Source organism: Streptomyces avidinii, assembly GCF_014650695.1.
GTDB classification, from domain to species: Bacteria; Actinomycetota; Actinomycetes; order Streptomycetales; family Streptomycetaceae; genus Streptomyces; species Streptomyces avidinii.
Map to the genome: position 1 here is coordinate 296,135 of NZ_BMVL01000010.1, position 16,861 is coordinate 312,995.

The window sequence follows — 16,861 nt, forward strand, 5'->3', positions numbered from 1 at the left end:
ACTATGACATAAGCGGACATATCAACCGTCTGCTTGCTACGTTTCGGTGTATGAGCGCTCTGACGGCAAAGGTGGCGGAGCCCGCCCCGCCCCCGCCCCCCGGCACCGGCGCCCCCAAGCGGCGCGGCGTCGAGCTGGCGCTCCTCGCCGGTGCCGTCCTGATCTCCGTCCTCGGTCACCTCTACGTCGGCCTCGCGACCACCGGCCGCATCCCCGGCCCGGCCGCCCGCTACACCGCCGGCCTCTGCGCGGCCGCCCTGCTGGCGCACCTCGCCGTCCGGTTCCGGGCCCCGTACGCCGACCCCCTGCTGCTCCCGATCGCCGTCCTGCTCAACGGCCTCGGCCTCGTCCTCATCCAGCGCCTCGACGTGACCACCCCCGGCCACCTCACGGCCGGGGACCAACTCCTCTGGTCCGCGCTGGGCGTGGGGCTCTTCGTGCTGGTGGTGGCACTGCTCCGCGACCATCGGGTGCTCCAGCGCTACGCGTACCTCTCCGTCACCGTGGCCCTCGTCCTGATGCTGATCCCCGTCTTCTTCCCGGCGGTCAACGGCGCGCACATCTGGATCCGGTTCGCCGGGCTGTCCTTCCAGCCGGGGGAGTTCGCCAAGATCCTGCTCGCGGTCTTCTTCGCCGCCTACCTCGCCGCGAACCGCACGGCGCTCGCCCTGACCGGCCGCCCGCTCTTCCGGAAGCTCCGGCTCCTCCCCGGCCGCGTCCTCGGCCCCATCCTTGCGATCTGGCTGCTCAGTGTCGGCGTGCTGGTCCTGGAACGGGACCTGGGGACCTCGCTGCTGTTCTTCGGACTGTTCGTGATCATGCTGTTCACCGCCACCGGACGGATCGGCTGGATCGCGATCGGGCTGCTGCTGGCGGCCCTCGGCGCCTACGCCGTCGGGACCTTCGAGCCGCACGTGCACAGCCGGGTGGACGACTGGCTGAATCCCTTTGCCTCCATCGAGCGCGGCGAGGGCCCCGGCCAGCTCGCCCAGTCCCTCTTCGCCTTCGGAGCCGGCGGCCTGCTCGGTGCCGGGCTCGGCCACGGCCAGTCCTTCCTCATCGGCTTCGCCGCCAAATCGGACTTCATCCTCGCCACCGCCGGCGAGGAGCTCGGCCTCGTCGGCCTCGCCGCGATCCTGCTCCTCTACGGGCTCCTCGTCGCCCGCGGCTTCCGCGCCGGGCTCGCGCTCCGCGACCCCTTCGGGCGGTTACTGGCCACCGGGCTCGCCTCGATCGTCGCGCTCCAGGTGTTCGTCATCGCGGGCGGCGTCACCGGCCTGATCCCGCTCACCGGCATGGCCATGCCCTTCCTCGCGCAGGGCGGCTCCTCCGTCGTCACCAACTGGATCATCGTCGCCCTGCTGGTCCGGCTCAGCGACAGCGCCCGCAGGCCCCGCCCCGGGAAGGATCCGGCCGAGTGATCCGCTACATCCGCTGGTGCGCGTACTTCTGTGCCCTCCTGCTCGTCGCCCTGCTGGTCAACATCGCCCGCGTGCAGGTCTGGGAGTCCGCCGCCTACGGCGCGAACCCGGCCAACAAGCGCCCCGCCATCGCACGCTACGCCGAACCCCGCGGGGACATCCTGGTCGACGGGCGCCCCGTCACTGGCTCCCGCGACAGTGGCCAACTGCTGCGCTACGAGAGGACGTACGCGAACGGCCCGCTCTACGCGCCCGTCACCGGTTTCTCCTCCCAGACGTACGGGACCAGCTTCGTGGAGCGCGCCGAGGACGCGGTCCTGTCCGGTACCGACCCGGGGCTCTCGGCCTTCCCGCTCTGGTACGAACTCTCCCGCGGCCGCCCCGCCGGCGGGAACGCCGCCACGACCGTCCGGGCCGCCGTGCAGCGGGCCGCGTACGCCGGTCTCGCGGGCAAGCGCGGAGCGGTGGCCGCCCTGGAGCCGGCCACCGGGAAGATCCTCGCGCTGGTCAGCAGCCCCTCGTACGACCCGTCCACGCTCTCCGGTACGGGTACGAAGGTCAAGGACGCCTGGACCGCCCTGAACGCGGATCCCGCCCGGCCGATGCTCAACCGGGCGCTGCGCGAGACCTACCCGCCCGGCTCCACCTTCAAGATCGTGACGGCGGCGGCCGCCCTCGACGCCGGCGTGGTCACCGATGTGGACGCGCCGACCCTGACCCCCGACCCCTATCCCCTGCCGGGGACCAGCACGCTGCTGCCGAACGCGGGCACGGGCTGCGAGGACGCCTCGATGGCGGAGGCGGTGCAGTGGTCCTGCAACACGGTGATGGCGAAGATCGGCGTACAGGTCGGGCTGCGCCGGATGGTGGAGGCGGCGCGGCGCTTCGGCTTCAACGGCGCGGGGCTGAGGGTCCCCTCGTGGGTGTCCCGGTCGAACTTCGACACCGACATGAGTCCGGACCAGCTGGCCCTGTCCGCCATCGGGCAGTTCAATACGAAGGCCACCCCGCTGCAGATGGCGATGGTGGCGGCGGCGGTCGCCAACGGCGGCGAGGTCCAGTACCCCTACCTGGTGGAGCGGACCACCCGGAACGACGGCTCCCAGGTCCGGGGCGGCGACCGGCGCAGCCTCGGCCGGGCGATGAACCCCGCCACCGCGCTGCGGATGCAGGAGCTGATGGTGAAGGTGGTGGAGAACGGGACGGGCCGCAACGCCGCGATCCCGGGCGCGGTGGTCGGCGGCAAGACCGGTACCGCGCAGCACGGCGTCGGCAACGCGGGTACCCCGTACGCCTGGTTCATCTCCTGGGCCAAGGCCGAGGGTGCGCCGCTGCCGGCGGTAGCGGTGGCGGTGGTGGTCGAGGACGCCTCGGCCCACCGGGGCGACATCAGCGGCAACGGTGCGGCGGCGCCGATCGCCCGGGCGGTGATGGAGGCGGCGCTGGCCGGCTGACGCACGCCGCCGCCGGGGGCGCCCGTGTCCCCGGCCGCCCCTGCCGCCCCGCCCGCGGTAGAAGGCCTACGGTGCGTCCTGCCCGCCCTCCCGGATGGCGGCCTCGACCTCCGAGATCCGGGCCGACTCCTCGGCCGCGAACCGCTCGCGGTCGAGAGTCTCGGCGATCTCCTCGTCCTGGCTCATCAGCAGGTCCAGGTTGGAGTCGCCCATGTCGAAGACGCCCAGGTCCAGGTAGGCCCGCTGGAGCCGCTCGCCCCACAGCCCGATGTCCTTCACGCACGGCACGATCCTGCTGAACAGCAGCCTGCGGAACAGGTGCAGGAACTCCGACTGCTCACTGAGCTGCGCCGCCTCCTGTGCACCGACGCCGAAGTTCTCCAGCACCTCCACCCCGAGCAGCCGGTCCCGCATCAGGTAGCAGCCCTCGATCACGAACTCCTCGCGCTCGCGCAGCTCGGCGTCGGTCAGCTGCTTGTAGTAGTCGCGCAGCGCCATCCGCCCGAAGGCCACGTGCCGGGCCTCGTCCTGCATCACGTACGCCAGGAGCTGCTTCGGCAGCGGCTCGGCGGTCGTGTCGCGGATCATGCCGAAGGCGGCCAGGGCCAGCCCCTCGATGAGCACCTGCATGCCGAGGTAGGGCATGTCCCAGCGGGAGTCGCGCAGGGTGTCGCCGAGCAGCCCCTGGAGGCTGTCGTTGATCGGGTACAGCATCCCGACCTTCTCGTGCAGGAAGCGCCCGAAGATCTCGGCGTGCCGGGCCTCGTCCATGGTCTGCGTGGCGGAGTAGAACTTCGCGTCCAGGTCCGGCACCGACTCCACGATGCGCGCCGCGCAGACCATCGCGCCCTGCTCTCCGTGCAGGAACTGGCTGAAGTTCCAGGAGGTGTAGTGCCGGCGCAGCTCGCCCCGGTCCTTCTCGGTGAGTTTGGCCCAGTGCCGTGTCCCGTACAGCGGCAGCGCCTCGTCGGGGGTGCCCAGCGGATCGTACGGGTCCACCTCGATGTCCCAGTCGATGCGCTTGCCCCCGTCCCACTGCTTGTCCTTGCCCTTCTGGTAAAGGGCGAGGAGCCGCTCGCGGCCGTCGGCGTACTCCCAGCTGAAGCGGGCGGAGCCGGAGGCGGGGACCTGCCAGACCGTCTCGCCCGGGTTCTCGGTGTAGAGCTCATGCGTCGACACTGACGCTCCCTCGTCTCACGTACTGCCGTGTGGGACCGGACAGTTGGCAGCGTCACACGTTGGTAGACACGGGGTCAACAAGTCGTGCGCGAGGGATTGACGACCTTGCTGACAGGCAGTCTCATAAGAAGTGACCGCCGGTAACTCGACGACGAGGTGTCCGAACCCATGACGACCGTGACCGAACGCGCCGCGCTCCAGGACGCCCTCGGCCTGCTCAAGGACCGCGAGCAGATAGCCGAGCGACTGCTCGAATCCTCGGCCAAGCACTCCTTCGACCCCGACAAGGAACTCGACTGGGACGCCCCGTCGATCGAGGGCAAGTACTACTGGCCGCCGGAACTGCTCTCCCTCTACGACACCCCGCTGTGGAAGAGGATGGGGGAGGAGCAGCGCATCGACCTCTCCCGCCACGAGGCCGCGGCGCTCGGCTCCCTCGGCATCTGGTTCGAGATCATCCTGATGCAGCTCATGGTCCGGCACATCTACGACAAGTCCCTGACCAGCAAGCACGTCCGCTACGCGCTCACCGAGATCGCCGACGAGTGCCGCCACTCGATGATGTTCGCCCGCATGATCCAGAAGGCCGGCACCCCCGAGTACCCGGTCTCCCGCGTCAACCACAACCTCGCGCGGATCCTGAAGACCGTCTCCACCACCCCCGGTTCCTTCGCCTGCACCCTCCTCGGCGAGGAGATCCTCGACTGGATGCAGCGCCTGACCTTCCCGGACGAGCGCATCCAGCCGCTGGTCCGCGGCGTCACCCGGATCCACGTCATCGAGGAGGCCCGACACGTCCGGTACGCCCGCGAGGAACTGCGCCGCCAGATGCTGACGGCCCCGCGCTGGGAGCAGGAACTCACCCGGATCAGCTGCGGCGAGGCCGCCCGGGTCTTCTCGCTGGCCTTCGTGAACCCGGCCGTGTACGACAACATCGGCCTGGACCGCCGCGAGGCCGTCGCCCAGGTGAGGGCGAGCGGCCACCGCCGCGAGGTCATGCAGAGCGGTGCGAAGCGGCTCACCGACTTCCTCGACGACATCGGCGTACTGCGCGGAGTCGGCCGGAAGCTGTGGAAGAGCTCGGGTCTGCTCGCGTAGGGCGTGCGGGCGCGGCGGTCGGAGGCGGGCCGAGACAGTCGGTGCCGGTCCGACCGGTCCGGAACAGGCCTGATCGACCGGTGATCGACCGGTGATCGGCTGGAGACCCACTCGGCGGACGCCCGCGGGGCTACCCTGCGGACATGACCGTACGCGCGTACCGCAGGCTGAGCGTCGAGGAGCGGCGAGCCCAACTCCTCGACGCCGCCCTCTCGCTGTTCGCGCACCGGGCACCGGAGGAGGTCTCGCTGGACGACGTGGCCGAGGCCGCCGGGGTCTCGCGCCCGCTCGTCTACCGCTACTTCCCGGGCGGCAAGCAGCAGCTCTACGAAGCCGCCCTCCGCTCGGCGGCGGACGTCCTGGAACTGTGCTTCGCCGAACCCCAGGAGGGGCCGCTGACCCGGCGCCTGTCCCGGGCCCTGGACCGCTACCTCGCCTTCGTCGACGAACACGACGCCGGCTTCGCGGCCCTCCTGCAGGGCGGCAGCGTCGTGGAGACCTCCCGCACGACGGCGACCGTCGACGGCATCCGCCGGGCCGCCGCCGAGCAGATCCTCTTCCACCTGGGCGTCCCGGCCCCCGGCCCCCGGCTGCGCATGATGGTCCGTACGTGGATCACCGCGGTCGAGGCGGCCTCCCTCATATGGATCGACGAGGGCAAGCAGCCGGAGGTCGACCGCCTCAGGGACTGGCTGCTGGACCAGTTCATCGCCCTGCTGACGGCCACCGCCGCCACGGACCCGGAAACCGCGGCCGCCGCCCGGGCCGCCCTGGCCCTGGAGTCGGCGGACGGGCCGGTGGGGGTCCTGGCCCGCCGGGTGATCCCCGTGGTGTCCGAGGCCGCCCACCTGCTGTGACACTGGTGGGGTGAGAAGCCAACCGACCCCGTTCGAGGGCGGCCCCATGGACGGCCGGGTCCTCCAGGTCCTCCTCGGCCCGACCGGACACCCCCCGAAGTGGTACGAGATCCCGGTCCCGGCGCCGGACGGTGACCCGCCGACGGTGCTGCTGTACGAACGCGTCCCCGCGGGGTACTCCAAGCGGCTGGGCCTCCAGAAGGGCTGGAAGTACGACTTCCGCCCCTCGGGCACGAAGCCCAAACTCCGCTGGCCCTGGACAAAGCCCCCCGCCCCCGGCGCCGAAGCCTGAGACCGGCGGCCCGGACCGCGGCCTGTCGAGCCTCCGGCCAGGAACCCGCGGGGAGTGAGGACCCCGTCGGGCCTTCGGCCGGGAACGCGGCGCGCTTCGGACCGGGTGCGGAGGCCGGGGCCGGGTGTGTGTCGGGGCGATCCCCGCAGGGCGCCGAACGTACCGCCGCCGCGCCTTCCGATCCCTCGTCAGGTTCGGCGTCCGAGGAGACGCCCCGGCGCGCCCGGCCCCGGGCACGGCCCGCGCACAGGACTGCCGCCCCGGCCCCTCCGGCCGACCCCCGGCGGCGGCCCGTGCAAAGCACCGCCTTCCCCGTGGCTCCGGCCGGGACCGCCCGAGCTCCGGGCACGGCCTGCACAAAGCACGCCCCCGGACCCCGGCGGCGGCCCGTGCAAGGCGCCGCCTATGGCCGGGACCGCCGCGGCCTGCGCAAGGCGCCGCCGTCCCCCGCGCCTCCGGCAGGGACCGCCGCGGCTCGCGCATCGTACGGCCGCCCCCGCGCCCCCGGCAGGGACCGCGCGGCGCACCGCCGCCACCCGCAGAGCCTCCGGCCGGGAAGCGGCTAGGAGCCCGGCAATCCGAGGACCGCCAGGCCGCCGCCGCCCTCCGCGTGCCGGAATTCCAGTCGCGCCCCGATCACCGCCGCCTGCCCCACCGCGATGGTCAGCCCGAGCCCGTGGCCCTTGCCGCCGCCGCTGCGGAAACGCTGCGGGCCGTGGGCCGCCAGGTACTCGGGGAACCCGTCCCCGTGGTCCCGTACGGTCACCACCGGCCCGTCCACCGTCAGCACCACCGGCGGCCGCCCGTGCTTGTGGGCGTTGGCCACCAGGTTCCCGAGGACCCGTTCCAGCCTGCGCCGGTCCGTCTCCACGTGCGCGTCCCGGACGATCACCACCTCCGTGTCCGCCCCGGACGCCCGCACCACCCGCCGTACCAGCCGCCCCAGCTGGTGCAGATCGCTCTCCACCACCTCGCTGCCCGAGTCCAGCCGGGAGATCTCCAGCAGGTCCTCCGTCAGCTGGCGCATCGTCCGCACCCGCTCCCGCACCAGCTCCGTCGGCCGCCCCTCCGGCAACAGCTCCGACGCCGCGTGCAGACCCGTCAGCGGCGTGCGGAGCTCGTGCGCCACATCCGCCGTGAACCGCCGCTCGCTCTCCAGCTTCGACTGCAGGCTCCCCGCCATGGTGTCCAGCGCCGCCGCCACCGTCGCCACCTCGTCCTGGTGCCGCGAGGGGGTCCTGGTCCGCGGGTCGTCCACCCGCGCGTCGAGGTCGCCCTGGGTGATCCGCCGCGCCACCAGCGCCGTCTGATGCAGCCGCCGGGTCACGCGGGTCACCGCGAACGCGCCCACCAGCAGCGTGCCGCCGATCGCCAGCAGCGAGGACCCGATGATCGCGTGGTCCAGCCCGCTGATCGTGCGCGAGCTCTGTCCGTAGTCCACGGCGGCCGCGAGTGCCCGGCCGTCCGCCGGAGCCGCCGCCCACATGGTCGGGCGGCCCCGGTAGTCCGCCACCAGCGTGCCCCGCCGCCCGCTGACGGCGAGCGCGCGCAGCTCCGGCGGCAGCCCCGCGGGGTCCAGGCCCGCACCGCGCGGCAGGGGCTCGCCGGCCTCGTACGCGCGCGTGACGTCGTGCAGCTTGCCCAGTGCCTTCTCCCGCGCCGTGGCCACCGTCTGCCGGGTCACCTCCACGTGCACGAGGGCACCCAGTACGGCCGCCAGGGAGCAGCACATCACGACGATGAAGCACGCCGACTTCCAGGTCAGCGTGGCAGTCCAGGCGGGCAGCTTCAGGTGCTTCAGGTGCTTCAGGTGCTTCGGGTGCTTCACGGGCCTCGGCGGCCCGGGCAGCCCCGCCGGCCTCATCGTCGGCCCGGCACGGGCGCGGGATCCCGGCTCCCCGGGGCCTGCGGACCACCGGGCACCCGTGCGATCTGCTCGCGCGTCGGCAGCATGGTGCGCTGCTTCTCGTCCCAGGACCAGGCGGTGATCAGCTCGTAGCCGTGGTTCCCGCTGGGCACCCGCAGGATCACGTCACCCCCGGCCAGTTCCACCGAGATGATCGTCTCCGTGGTCGCCATGATCCGGTTGAGCCGCCCGTCCGGGTCGGCCGTGTACACCCGTACGGACATCATCTTGTCGGGGAACTCGATGCCGACGATCAGCTCGTCCTTGCCGTTGCCCGTGAGGTCCCGGTAGTACGGCTTCTGCACCGGGCACGCCTCGGGATCCTCGTCGGCCCTCGCGTCCCGGTCCTTCGCGCACTCCCTGATCGCGGCCGCCGTCGCGGCCGGCATGCCGTCGGCGCCGACCTCGGTGTTCGGATGGGCCCGCAGCTCCGCCTGGACCAGGGCCACCGGGTCGACGGCGTGCACGTCCTGGTCGTGGACGGGCGGGATCCCCTTGACGTACTCGGGCGGGGCTCCACCCGGATCGGCGGGCGGTACGGACGCACCCCGGCGGTCGGGCCACAGGTGTACGGGCCCGCTCGCGGTCGGTGTCGACCCGGCGCTCACCAGCCCGCCGGTGTCCCCGCAACCCGCCAGCAGCGGAACCAGGGCGAGCACCGGGAGCAGCGGGTACGCGGCCACACGCAAGCGCAACCTGTTCACAGCCCCTGTGCCCTCCTGCCCGCCGTACGCCAACGTTCGAAAACGCTCGATCACGTCAACCATATGCGGAGGTACAGACCTTTTAGCGCGAGATCGCGGGCACCGAAGCTGTCTCGGGCGTCACAGCTCTCTCGATGATCTCAGTGGTCTCGGCCGTCTCGGCCGTCTCGGCCGTCTCGGCCGTCTCGGCCGTCTCGGCCGTCTCGGCCGTCTCGGCCGTCTCGGCCGTCTCGGCGGTCTCAGCTGTCGGTGCGCCCGCGCCGCAGCATCGCGAAGCCCAGTCCGGCGGCGCCGACGGCCGCGATCCCGCCCGCGGCCGCGAGCAGCAGCACACCCTCACCCGGACCGTCCGCCAGCGCACTCAGCCGCCGCCCACCACTGCCACCGCCACCGCCGCCGCCGTCGGCGACGGTGCGGGTGCCCCCGGCGGTCGCCTGCCGCGGAGCCTGCGGAACCGAGGCCGGGACGACCTGCCCGCCGTGGGCCCCGGTGCGGGTGCCCGTCTTGTGCCCGTCCCCGTCCACGGCGTGATCGGCGCCCGGGGCGGCGGCGTCGCCCACCCAGGAGGTCAGCCGCCCGGTGGAGTCCAGCGCGGCGTGCAGCTCCCCGGTGCCGCCGAAGCCGGTGACCCCGTCATGGCTGGTCAGCGTGGCGGCCCTGGTGCCGTCGGCCGCGAGGATCTCGGCGTGGTAGCCGCCCTGCGCCGTGCGGTAGACCTTCGCCGTGGACACCCCGTCCGCCAGCGAGAGGCTCTTGACGAGGCTCAGCCGGGGGGCCGCGGAGCGCGCGGACGAGGCCGCGGGCACCCCCTCGGCCAGGGCGGCGGCGGTGGGCAGCGCCAGCAGAGTTCCGGCGCATGCGGTCACGGCGGCGGCGCGAACGAGAGTGCGGCGGCTGACGGTGCTCACGGAGAAGTCCTTCGGTGCCGGTCAGGGCCTGGGCCATCCAGGTGGGTCAAACCTAGGGCCCGGCCGTTGCGGCAGCGCCCCGGTCATGTAACAGCGGAGTCGCAACGTTCCGTCGGAGTCGTTACACATCCGAGGGATTGCCGTGCGGCGCCCCGGCTGCTCCCATGGACGCCGGGGGTGAGGGCGATGCGCGGACTCAAGGTACTGCCGAGCGGCCGGCCCGGCCGCGGCCGGCTGTACGTCAACCTGCCCGACGGGCAGGCGGTTGCCTGGTACGACCGGCAGGCCAACCGGATCAGCGTCCTTGCGGACGACCACCGCGAGGCGATCCTGGCGGTGCTGCGGCCCTACCTGAACGGGACGGTCTCGATCGGCCCGCCCCCGGTTCCCACCGCCGCCGACCTGCGGCGTCTCGCCATGCACCCGGACGCGGACCTGGCCCCGAACCGGCCGGGGGAGACCCTGCTGGGAGAACTGGAACACGGCCGGGCGGGCGCCAGGGCCCGGCACCGGCTGCGCCAGGACCTGACGGCGCAACAGCGGATGGGCGACGCCTTCGACACCCTGGAGCCCGACGGCTGGCGGATCCTGCACTGCGTCCCGCTCCCGGGCCAGGGCCACATCGACCACCTGCTCATCGGACCGGCGGGGATCTTCTGCGTGCGTACGGTCCCGGGCCGCCGCCAGCGCGCGGTGATCGGCGACCTCCTGCTCACGGTGGGCCGCACCGAACCCCGCCCGGACCCGCGTTGGATCCGCCGCGCGGCGGCCTACGCGGCGGCGGCCCTGTCGGCGAAGGTCACCCCGGCGCTGGCCGTGGTCGACGCCTCACGGGTCGAGACGGCCCCCACGGTCCGCGACATCCGCATCCTCCAGCCCCCGACCGCCACCCCGACCCTCGCGGCGTCCCCCACGACCCTGAAACCCCCGGAGATCGACTCGCTCTTCGCCCGAGCCCGAGACACCACGACCTGGCTCCACCTCACAGATCGCAGCCCCGCCGGCGTTTGAGGCGAAACCCACCCCACCTTCCGGCTCCGCCCCGCCCCCCTTTTCCCAGCCCCGCCGGCTTTCCCAGCCCCGCCGGCGTTCGAGGCGCGGGGTCCGGGGGAGGAGCCCCGGTTTCGGGAAGGGGCGGGTAGAGGAGAGCGCCGCAGGCTCCGCCCCTCGGGCCCCGCCGGCCCCTCAGGCAGAGGTCCGCTTCCGCGGCGTGGCCGCCTTCTTCGCCGCCGCGCCCGTCTTCTTCGCCGCCGCCGTCTTGGCCGTACTCTTCGTGGCCGCCGCCCTGCCCGTGGACTTCGACGCACCCGAAGTCGACTTCGCCGCCGCCGCCGACTTGCCCGTGCCCGTGCCCGTGGCCTTCTTCTTCGTAGCGGCTGCCGCCGTCTTCTTCGTCGAAGCCGCCGTCGACTTCTTCCCGCCCACCGCCTTCGGCGCCGCTGCACTCCTGCCCGCACCCGCACCCGCACGGGCCCCGGCCTTCCGCCGAATCGGCGTCACCTCGGCCTCCGCCCCGCCCTCCGTCCCGGCCTCCGTCCCACCGGAGGCCTCCGCCCGGCCGTCCCCCTCCCCTCGGGAAGCCTTCGCCGCCCGCACGCTCTTCTCCAACGCCGCCATCAGGTCGATCACCTGCCCCCCGGCCGGCTCCACGACGGCCTCCGTCGGCTCGAACGCCCCGCCCGACTTGGCGGCGATCATCGCCTCCACGGCCTCCCGGTAGTCGTCGTGCAGCGAGGCCATCTCCACCTCCCCCAGCGTCGCCATCAGCGCGTCGGCGAGGTCGAGTTCGGCGTCCCGCACGGACACCGCGGCATCCGGCGCCACCCCCTCCGGCGCCCGGATCTCGTCCGGCCACAACAACCCGTGCATCGCGATCACGTCGTCCACCACGCGCAGCATCCCCAGCCGTTCCCGCCCCCGCAGCGCGTACTTGGCGATCGCGACCTTCCGGCTCCGCTTCAGCGCCTCCCGCAGGAGCGTGTACGGCTTCGCAGCCGTCGCCCCGTTCGCCGCGAGGTAGTACGCCGCGTCCATCTGCAGCGGATCGATCTCCTCCGCCGGCACGAACGACATGATCTCGATGGTCTTCGCGGTCGCCAGCGGCAGCTGTGCCAGGTCCTCGTCCGTGATCGGGACGATCGACCCGTCGGCCTCCTCGTACCCCTTGCCGATCTCGGCGCTCGGCACCTCCTCCCCGTCCAGCTCGCACACCTTGCGGTACCGGACGCGCCCGCCGTCACTCACATGGATCTGGCGGAAGGAGATCGAGTGGCTCTCGGTGGCGTTCACGAGCTTGATCGGGATGCTGACCAGGCCGAAGGAGATCGCCCCGTTCCAAATGGATCGCACGGTTCCTCCTGATTCGTGGCAATCTCATCGTATGACGCCGATCACATTGGTGGAGGGCCGTCGCATCGCGCTCAGCAATCTCGACAAGGTCCTCTACCCGGAGACCGGCTTCACCAAGGGCGAGGTGCTGCACTACTACGCCACCGTCGCGGGCCCGCTGCTCGCCCACATCCACGACCGGCCGGTGTCCTTCCTGCGCTATCCCGACGGGCCGGACGGCCAGCTCTTCTTCACCAAGAACCCGCCGCCCGGCACGCCCGACTGGGTGAAGACCACCCCCGTACCGCGCTCCGAGGACCTGTCCGCCGCCCAGGTGGTCGTCGCCGACCTGGCCACCCTGATGTGGTCCGCCAACCTCGTCGTGGAGTTCCACACCCCCCAGTGGACCGCCGGCCGCCCCGGCCTCGCCGACCGGCTGGTCCTCGACCTCGATCCCGGCCCGCCCGCCACGGTCGTGGAGTGCTGCGCCGCCGCGCTCTGGCTGCGCGAGCGGCTCGCCGCCGACGGCCTGCACGCCTACGCCAAGACCTCCGGCTCCAAGGGCATGCACCTGGCCGTGCCGCTGGAGCCGACCCCGTCCGAACGGGTGTCCGCGTACGCGAAGCAGCTCGCCCAGGAGGCCGAGCGAGAGCTCCCGGACCTGGTGGTGCACCGCATGGCCAAGGCGCTGCGCCCCGGCAAGGTCTTCGTCGACCACAGCCAGAACGCCGCCGCCAAGACCACCGCAGCCCCCTACACCCTGCGCGCACGGCCCCGGCCCACCGTCTCGGCGCCCGTCTCCTGGGCCGAGGTCGAGGCCTGCCGGACCGCGGCCGGCCTGGTCTTCCTCGCCGACGACATCGCACCGCGGCTCGCCCGCGACGGGGATCTCTTCGGCCCGCTGACCGACCCCGAGCGGGCCCGCCCGCTCCCAAGGGTCCGGTCGTGATCCGCGTCGCGCTGGCCGCACCCGTACGCACCCTGCCGCGCGGGGCGGGACTGGCGTACGAGCCGAAGTTCGACGGCCACCGGCTCGTCGTGCTGCGCTCGGCGACCGACGTGACGCTCCAGGCGCGCTCCGGCCGCATCGTGACCAGCGCCTTCCCCGATCTGGCGGCGGCCGCGCTGCAGTTGCCCGCCGACACGGTGCTCGACGGCGAGGTGGTGGTCTGGCATGCCGGCCGTACGGACTTCGCGCTGGTGCAGCGGCGGGCTGCGGCCACCGCGGCGCGGGCCGCCGTACTCGCCCAGCGCCTGCCGGCCTCGTACGCCGCCTTCGACGTCCTGGAACTGGCCGGGCTCGATGTGCGCGCCCGCCCGTACGAGCGCCGCCGGGCCCTCCTCGTCGACCTGCTCCTGCCGCTCGGGCCACCGCTCCAGCCCGTACCGATGACGACCGATCCGGAACTGGCCGCCACCTGGTACGAGACCCTCCCGGCCAGCGGCATCGAGGGCCTCGTCGTCAAACGGCTGGACCAGGCCTACCCGGCCGGGCGCCGCGGCTGGCAGAAGCTGCGGCACACGGACGTCCGGGACGCGGCGGTGGTCGGCTACACCGGCACCCCGCGCCGGCCGCTCGCCCTGGTGCTGGTCCTGCCCGTCGGGGACGAGACCCCGCTGGTGTCGAGCCCGCTGACGGCGGCGTTGCGCACGGAGGTGGCGGCCGAGGTGGCCGCCCGCGGGGCGGCCTCGCCCGCCCTGGCCACGGTCACGGCGATCGGGTTCGGGGACGTCCCCTTCCGGACGCTGGACCCGCCGCTCGCGGCGGAGGTCCGGCACACCTCGGCCCGGCACCCGCCGCCGGAGGTGCTCCGGCTGCGGACGGACCTCTGACCCGCGCGGGAGGCGCGGGTCAGAGGCCGGTCGAGCAAGTCCGCCAGGTCACGTCAGGACGCGTCAGGTCACGTCAGGAGTGTGCGCCGCGTCCGGCGTCCGGGGGAGCCCCCGGCTGTGGATGCGGTCCCGGCCCCTTCGGTAGTTCGTAGCCGGACTCCCGCTCCGCCCGGACCTCGTCCGGATGGGTGGAGGTGGTGGAGCCGAAGTTCCCGTAGCCCTGCATCTCGTGCGGCCGCAGGCCACCTTCCGGGATCTCCACCTGATCCCGCTCCTCGCGGACCTCGTACACCGCGCCGCCCTCCGGCAGATGCGGCTGGCTCTCGGCGGTGGGCGGGGGTGGCTCCTTCGCCCGCACCTTCTTGCCCAGCAGGAATCCGCCCAGCAGGAAGCCGGCGACGAGGATCCCGACGACCAGGAACCAGGCGATGTCGGTGAGGGTCGCGTCCACGCTCAGGGTCGTGTCCATACCGACCATTTTCACTCACTCCTGCCCGATATGCGTCGCTGTGCCCCGGATAGCCTGGGCCATCCGGGGTACACGCCAGGCCTGGACGCGGAACGAGAAGGAGGCAGACCATGCCCCGCGGATCCTCCCCGAAGCGCGAACGACAGTACGAACACATCAAGGAAGGTCTGGAACAGCGCGGCGAGCCCGAGGACAAGGCGAAGGAGATCGCCGCCCGGACGGTGAACAAGGAACGGGCCCGGTCCGGCGAATCCAAGACCGCCAGCAGGGAATCGATCGAGGACATCTCCTCGGCCCGACGCGGGGGCCTGCACTCCCACTCGGGCGCGCAGGGACCCACGTACGAACAGCTCTACGCCGAGGCCCGGCGCCGCAACATCCACGGCCGCTCCGACATGAACAAGACACAGCTCAAGCGGGCCCTGGGGGAGTGAAGGCGCCACCGGCGACCGGGAGTTCTAGGAGTTGATGGGGCCCTCGGTGTCCCGCAGGGCGCCGGCGGCCTCGCGCGCCCCGAGCACACCCAGGATCTCGGCGCAGATCGCCAACGCGGTCTCCGCCGGGGTGCGGGCGCCGAGGTCCAGGCCGATCGGGCCGTGCACCCGCGCCAGTTCGGCCCCGGTGACCCCGGCCGCGAGGAGCCCCTCGCGCCGCCGCGCCGTGGTCCTCCGCGAGCCCAGGGCGCCGACGTACGGCACCCCCCGGTCCAGCGCCACCCGCAGCGTCGGCACGTCGAACGACTCCTCGTGGCTCAGCATGACCAGGCACGCGGCGTCCCGGCGCGCCTCCAGCACCGTGCCCGCCTCCTCCGGGGCGGTGACCAGCACGGCCTCCCAGCCCAGCAGCAGTGCCTGCCGCTCGATGATCTCGGCCAGTTCACCGCCGCCGCCGATGACCACGTACGGGGCCGACGGGAACGCCTCGACCAGCACCAGCCCGGACTCCCCGTACAGCGCGTCCCGCCCGGCCCGCCGCGTCGCCAGCAGCTCACCGGCCCGCCGCCCGGCGTCGTCCCGCGGCGCCTCGGTGGCCCGTACGACCTCACTGGAGGCCCGGTCGGCGGCCTCGTTCAGCCGGGTCACCAGCGCCACGCCGACCCCGTCGCCGAGCAGCTCCCACCACTGGTCCGGGATCGCCGCGAGCGGCTGCAGCAGAACCTCGGCCTGCCCGCCGCAGGTCAGCTTGGCCTCCACGGCCTCGGCCGCACGCACCGACACCTCGCACACCCGCGCCGTGACCCCGGCCGGCAGGGCCGCGACCTCGGCGGCGAGCTCGGCGTCGAAGACCCCGCGGTACAGGGTGCCGACGCACTCCCCCCGCGCATCGACGAGCAGGGCCCCGGCCGGATCCCGCGGCCCGAACCCCTGCTCGGTCACGGGCCGGGCCAGATACCCGGCCCGCCCCTCGGCCACCCACTGCCGCGCCGTCTCCACCAGCTCACGCATCCGCGCCGCCTCATCTCGATCGCCAGAGCACGCCGCGGAGCGCCCGGCCAGCGGCGCCGTGCGGCCTCACCCCCCAACGTACGCACGCACCCCGCACCGCCCCACCCCCCGAATCCCACAGACCCCGCCCCCACCCCCTCGTACGGACCACCGGAACACGACCGGCTCCCGGCGTCCCGGTGCCCCGCACGCGGTTCCGGCCGGTCAGCGTCCGGCGACCCGGGCGGTCGGAACGGCCTCGGCGGCCAGGGGAGGCCAGTTGTCGGGCCGGCTCTGCGGCATGACGTGCTCGATCGTCAGCTTCGAACCGAGCTGCTCTCCCTGTAAGGGCCCGCCACTCGTCGATGCGCAAGTGAATGGCGGGATGCGCCTGTGGCGCCTGCGACCTACTGGGGTCGGCTTCGCCGACCGGCTGCAACACCGGTGAGTGTTGCCGCCGCAGCCGTGTAGCCGGACACCCCGGACACCCCGGACGCCCCGGACAGTCACTGGCAGGACTGTCCGGGGCGTCCGGGGTGTTCTCGCACGTCAGAGTCCTCACCGGACAGCCGGACAGTGGGGACGCCCCCGGAGGCGGGCAGGGGCAGCGGCGGCGGTGTGGTCTGCGGCGTTACTTCGTGTAGTAGCCGGCCACATCCGCGATGAGATGAACCGACCCGGCATGGTTGTAGAAGCTCACCTTCCCGTTCACCACGGGAACGACCACCAGATTCGGAATGGTCTGCCCCGCGGTGAAATTGAGGTTCGACGCCGCGGAACGGACCGTACCGGTAGGGAACACCGACACGAAACTTCCCGCTGTCGGTTCCGTCGCCGTCACGTTCAGGACGACCGCCGTAACCCCCGTCGACGGAATCCCCGACACACCCGCGACCTGCAAGGTCACCGTCCCCGCCGCACCCACCGGCGCCTTCGGAACACCCAGTCCCTCACGCGTGTCCATCAACCGGGTGGGCGCGATCGGCTG

At 72.9% G+C, this 16,861-nt stretch carries 16 protein-coding genes and 1 pseudogene; 9 read left to right on the forward strand and 8 right to left on the reverse strand.

Annotated features, from left to right (window positions below; translation table 11 throughout):
• Window positions 1–50 precede the first annotated feature (50 nt).
• Window positions 51–1,421: an FtsW/RodA/SpoVE family cell cycle protein gene (locus IE257_RS26055; RefSeq protein ID WP_229920660.1), complete on the forward strand. Its 1,371-nt coding sequence runs from the start codon at window positions 51–53 to the stop codon at window positions 1,419–1,421.
• Window positions 1,418–2,875 (forward strand): penicillin-binding transpeptidase domain-containing protein, encoded by a 1,458-nt coding sequence (locus IE257_RS26060; protein WP_189972342.1) that lies wholly within the window; start codon window positions 1,418–1,420, stop codon window positions 2,873–2,875. Before IE257_RS26055 ends, IE257_RS26060 begins: the two co-directional genes overlap by 4 nt.
• Window positions 2,876–2,941: 66 nt before the next feature.
• On the opposite strand, the gene IE257_RS26065 is transcribed toward IE257_RS26060, so the two are convergent.
• Window positions 2,942–4,054 (reverse strand): ferritin-like domain-containing protein, encoded by a 1,113-nt coding sequence (locus tag IE257_RS26065; protein ID WP_189972343.1) that lies wholly within the window; start codon window positions 4,052–4,054, stop codon window positions 2,942–2,944.
• A gap of 168 nt (window positions 4,055–4,222) precedes the next feature.
• Here IE257_RS26065 and IE257_RS26070 point away from each other — a divergent pair, with 168 nt between their 5' ends.
• From IE257_RS26070 to IE257_RS26080, 3 genes are all read left to right on the forward strand, one after another.
• On the forward strand, window positions 4,223–5,152 hold the full coding sequence (locus IE257_RS26070; RefSeq protein ID WP_189972344.1) for an AurF N-oxygenase family protein: 930 nt from the start codon (window positions 4,223–4,225) through the stop codon (window positions 5,150–5,152).
• Window positions 5,153–5,295: 143 nt separating this feature from the next.
• Window positions 5,296–6,009 carry a TetR/AcrR family transcriptional regulator gene (locus IE257_RS26075; RefSeq protein ID WP_053167702.1) on the forward strand — a complete coding sequence of 238 codons (714 nt, stop codon included), beginning with the start codon at window positions 5,296–5,298 and terminating at the stop codon, window positions 6,007–6,009.
• Window positions 6,010–6,019: 10 nt separating this feature from the next.
• Window positions 6,020–6,301: a DUF8847 domain-containing protein gene (locus IE257_RS26080; RefSeq protein WP_189972345.1), complete on the forward strand. Its 282-nt coding sequence runs from the start codon at window positions 6,020–6,022 to the stop codon at window positions 6,299–6,301.
• Window positions 6,302–6,863: 562 nt separating this feature from the next.
• Here the strand turns inward: IE257_RS26080 and IE257_RS26085 are convergent.
• The 3 genes from IE257_RS26085 to IE257_RS26095 all read right to left on the reverse strand — a co-directional run bounded on the left by IE257_RS26085 (window position 6,864) and on the right by IE257_RS26095 (window position 9,819).
• Window positions 6,864–8,129 (reverse strand): histidine kinase dimerization/phospho-acceptor domain-containing protein, encoded by a 1,266-nt coding sequence (locus IE257_RS26085; RefSeq protein ID WP_229920661.1) that lies wholly within the window; start codon window positions 8,127–8,129, stop codon window positions 6,864–6,866.
• 32 nt (window positions 8,130–8,161) lie between these two features.
• Window positions 8,162–8,911, reverse strand: a complete 750-nt coding sequence (locus tag IE257_RS26090; protein ID WP_189972347.1) for a hypothetical protein — start codon at window positions 8,909–8,911, stop codon at window positions 8,162–8,164.
• Between the two features lie 239 nt (window positions 8,912–9,150).
• Window positions 9,151–9,819 carry a hypothetical protein gene (locus IE257_RS26095; RefSeq protein ID WP_189972348.1) on the reverse strand — a complete coding sequence of 223 codons (669 nt, stop codon included), beginning with the start codon at window positions 9,817–9,819 and terminating at the stop codon, window positions 9,151–9,153.
• 186 nt (window positions 9,820–10,005) lie between these two features.
• Here IE257_RS26095 and IE257_RS26100 point away from each other — a divergent pair, with 186 nt between their 5' ends.
• Window positions 10,006–10,830, forward strand: coding sequence for a nuclease-related domain-containing protein (locus tag IE257_RS26100; protein WP_189972349.1), 825 nt, complete (start codon window positions 10,006–10,008; stop codon window positions 10,828–10,830).
• 174 nt (window positions 10,831–11,004) lie between these two features.
• On the opposite strand, the gene ku is transcribed toward IE257_RS26100, so the two are convergent.
• Window positions 11,005–12,168: a non-homologous end joining protein Ku gene (ku, locus tag IE257_RS26105; RefSeq protein WP_189972350.1), complete on the reverse strand. Its 1,164-nt coding sequence runs from the start codon at window positions 12,166–12,168 to the stop codon at window positions 11,005–11,007.
• 31 nt (window positions 12,169–12,199) lie between these two features.
• On the opposite strand from ku, the gene ligD reads away from it, so the two are divergent.
• Window positions 12,200–13,096, forward strand: a complete 897-nt coding sequence (gene ligD / locus IE257_RS26110) for a non-homologous end-joining DNA ligase (RefSeq protein WP_189972351.1) — start codon at window positions 12,200–12,202, stop codon at window positions 13,094–13,096.
• Window positions 13,096–13,980 carry an ATP-dependent DNA ligase gene (locus tag IE257_RS26115; protein WP_189972378.1) on the forward strand — a complete coding sequence of 295 codons (885 nt, stop codon included), beginning with the start codon at window positions 13,096–13,098 and terminating at the stop codon, window positions 13,978–13,980. Before ligD ends, IE257_RS26115 begins: the two co-directional genes overlap by 1 nt.
• Window positions 13,981–14,053: 73 nt before the next feature.
• Here IE257_RS26115 and IE257_RS26120 read toward each other — a convergent pair whose 3' ends face one another.
• Window positions 14,054–14,449: a DUF6479 family protein gene (locus tag IE257_RS26120; protein WP_189972352.1), complete on the reverse strand. Its 396-nt coding sequence runs from the start codon at window positions 14,447–14,449 to the stop codon at window positions 14,054–14,056.
• A 110-nt stretch (window positions 14,450–14,559) separates the two neighbouring features.
• Between IE257_RS26120 and IE257_RS26125 the strand changes: the two genes are divergently transcribed.
• Complete coding sequence (locus IE257_RS26125; RefSeq protein ID WP_189972353.1) at window positions 14,560–14,883, forward strand: plasmid stabilization protein; 324 nt, start codon at window positions 14,560–14,562, stop codon at window positions 14,881–14,883.
• Window positions 14,884–14,907: 24 nt separating this feature from the next.
• Here IE257_RS26125 and IE257_RS26130 read toward each other — a convergent pair whose 3' ends face one another.
• Window positions 14,908–15,894: an XdhC family protein gene (locus IE257_RS26130; RefSeq protein WP_189972354.1), complete on the reverse strand. Its 987-nt coding sequence runs from the start codon at window positions 15,892–15,894 to the stop codon at window positions 14,908–14,910.
• Window positions 15,895–16,504: 610 nt separating this feature from the next.
• A pseudogene (locus IE257_RS38575) lies at window positions 16,505–16,861 on the reverse strand (PKD domain-containing protein); the annotation flags it as partial.

What these genes read in the sequence shown, in the direction of transcription:
- IE257_RS26055 (WP_229920660.1), top strand. Translation starts at nt 51, where the DNA reads ATGAGCGCTCTGACGGCAAAGGTGGCGGAGCCCGCCCCGCCCCCGCCC.
- IE257_RS26070 (WP_189972344.1), top strand. Translation starts at nt 4,223, where the DNA reads ATGACGACCGTGACCGAACGCGCCGCGCTCCAGGACGCCCTCGGCCTG.
- IE257_RS26075 (WP_053167702.1), top strand. Translation starts at nt 5,296, where the DNA reads ATGACCGTACGCGCGTACCGCAGGCTGAGCGTCGAGGAGCGGCGAGCC.
- IE257_RS26100 (WP_189972349.1), top strand. Translation starts at nt 10,006, where the DNA reads ATGCGCGGACTCAAGGTACTGCCGAGCGGCCGGCCCGGCCGCGGCCGG.
- ligD (WP_189972351.1), top strand. Translation starts at nt 12,200, where the DNA reads ATGACGCCGATCACATTGGTGGAGGGCCGTCGCATCGCGCTCAGCAAT.
- IE257_RS26120 (WP_189972352.1), bottom strand. Translation starts at nt 14,449, where the DNA reads ATGGACACGACCCTGAGCGTGGACGCGACCCTCACCGACATCGCCTGG.
- IE257_RS26125 (WP_189972353.1), top strand. Translation starts at nt 14,560, where the DNA reads ATGCCCCGCGGATCCTCCCCGAAGCGCGAACGACAGTACGAACACATC.
- IE257_RS26130 (WP_189972354.1), bottom strand. Translation starts at nt 15,894, where the DNA reads ATGCGTGAGCTGGTGGAGACGGCGCGGCAGTGGGTGGCCGAGGGGCGG.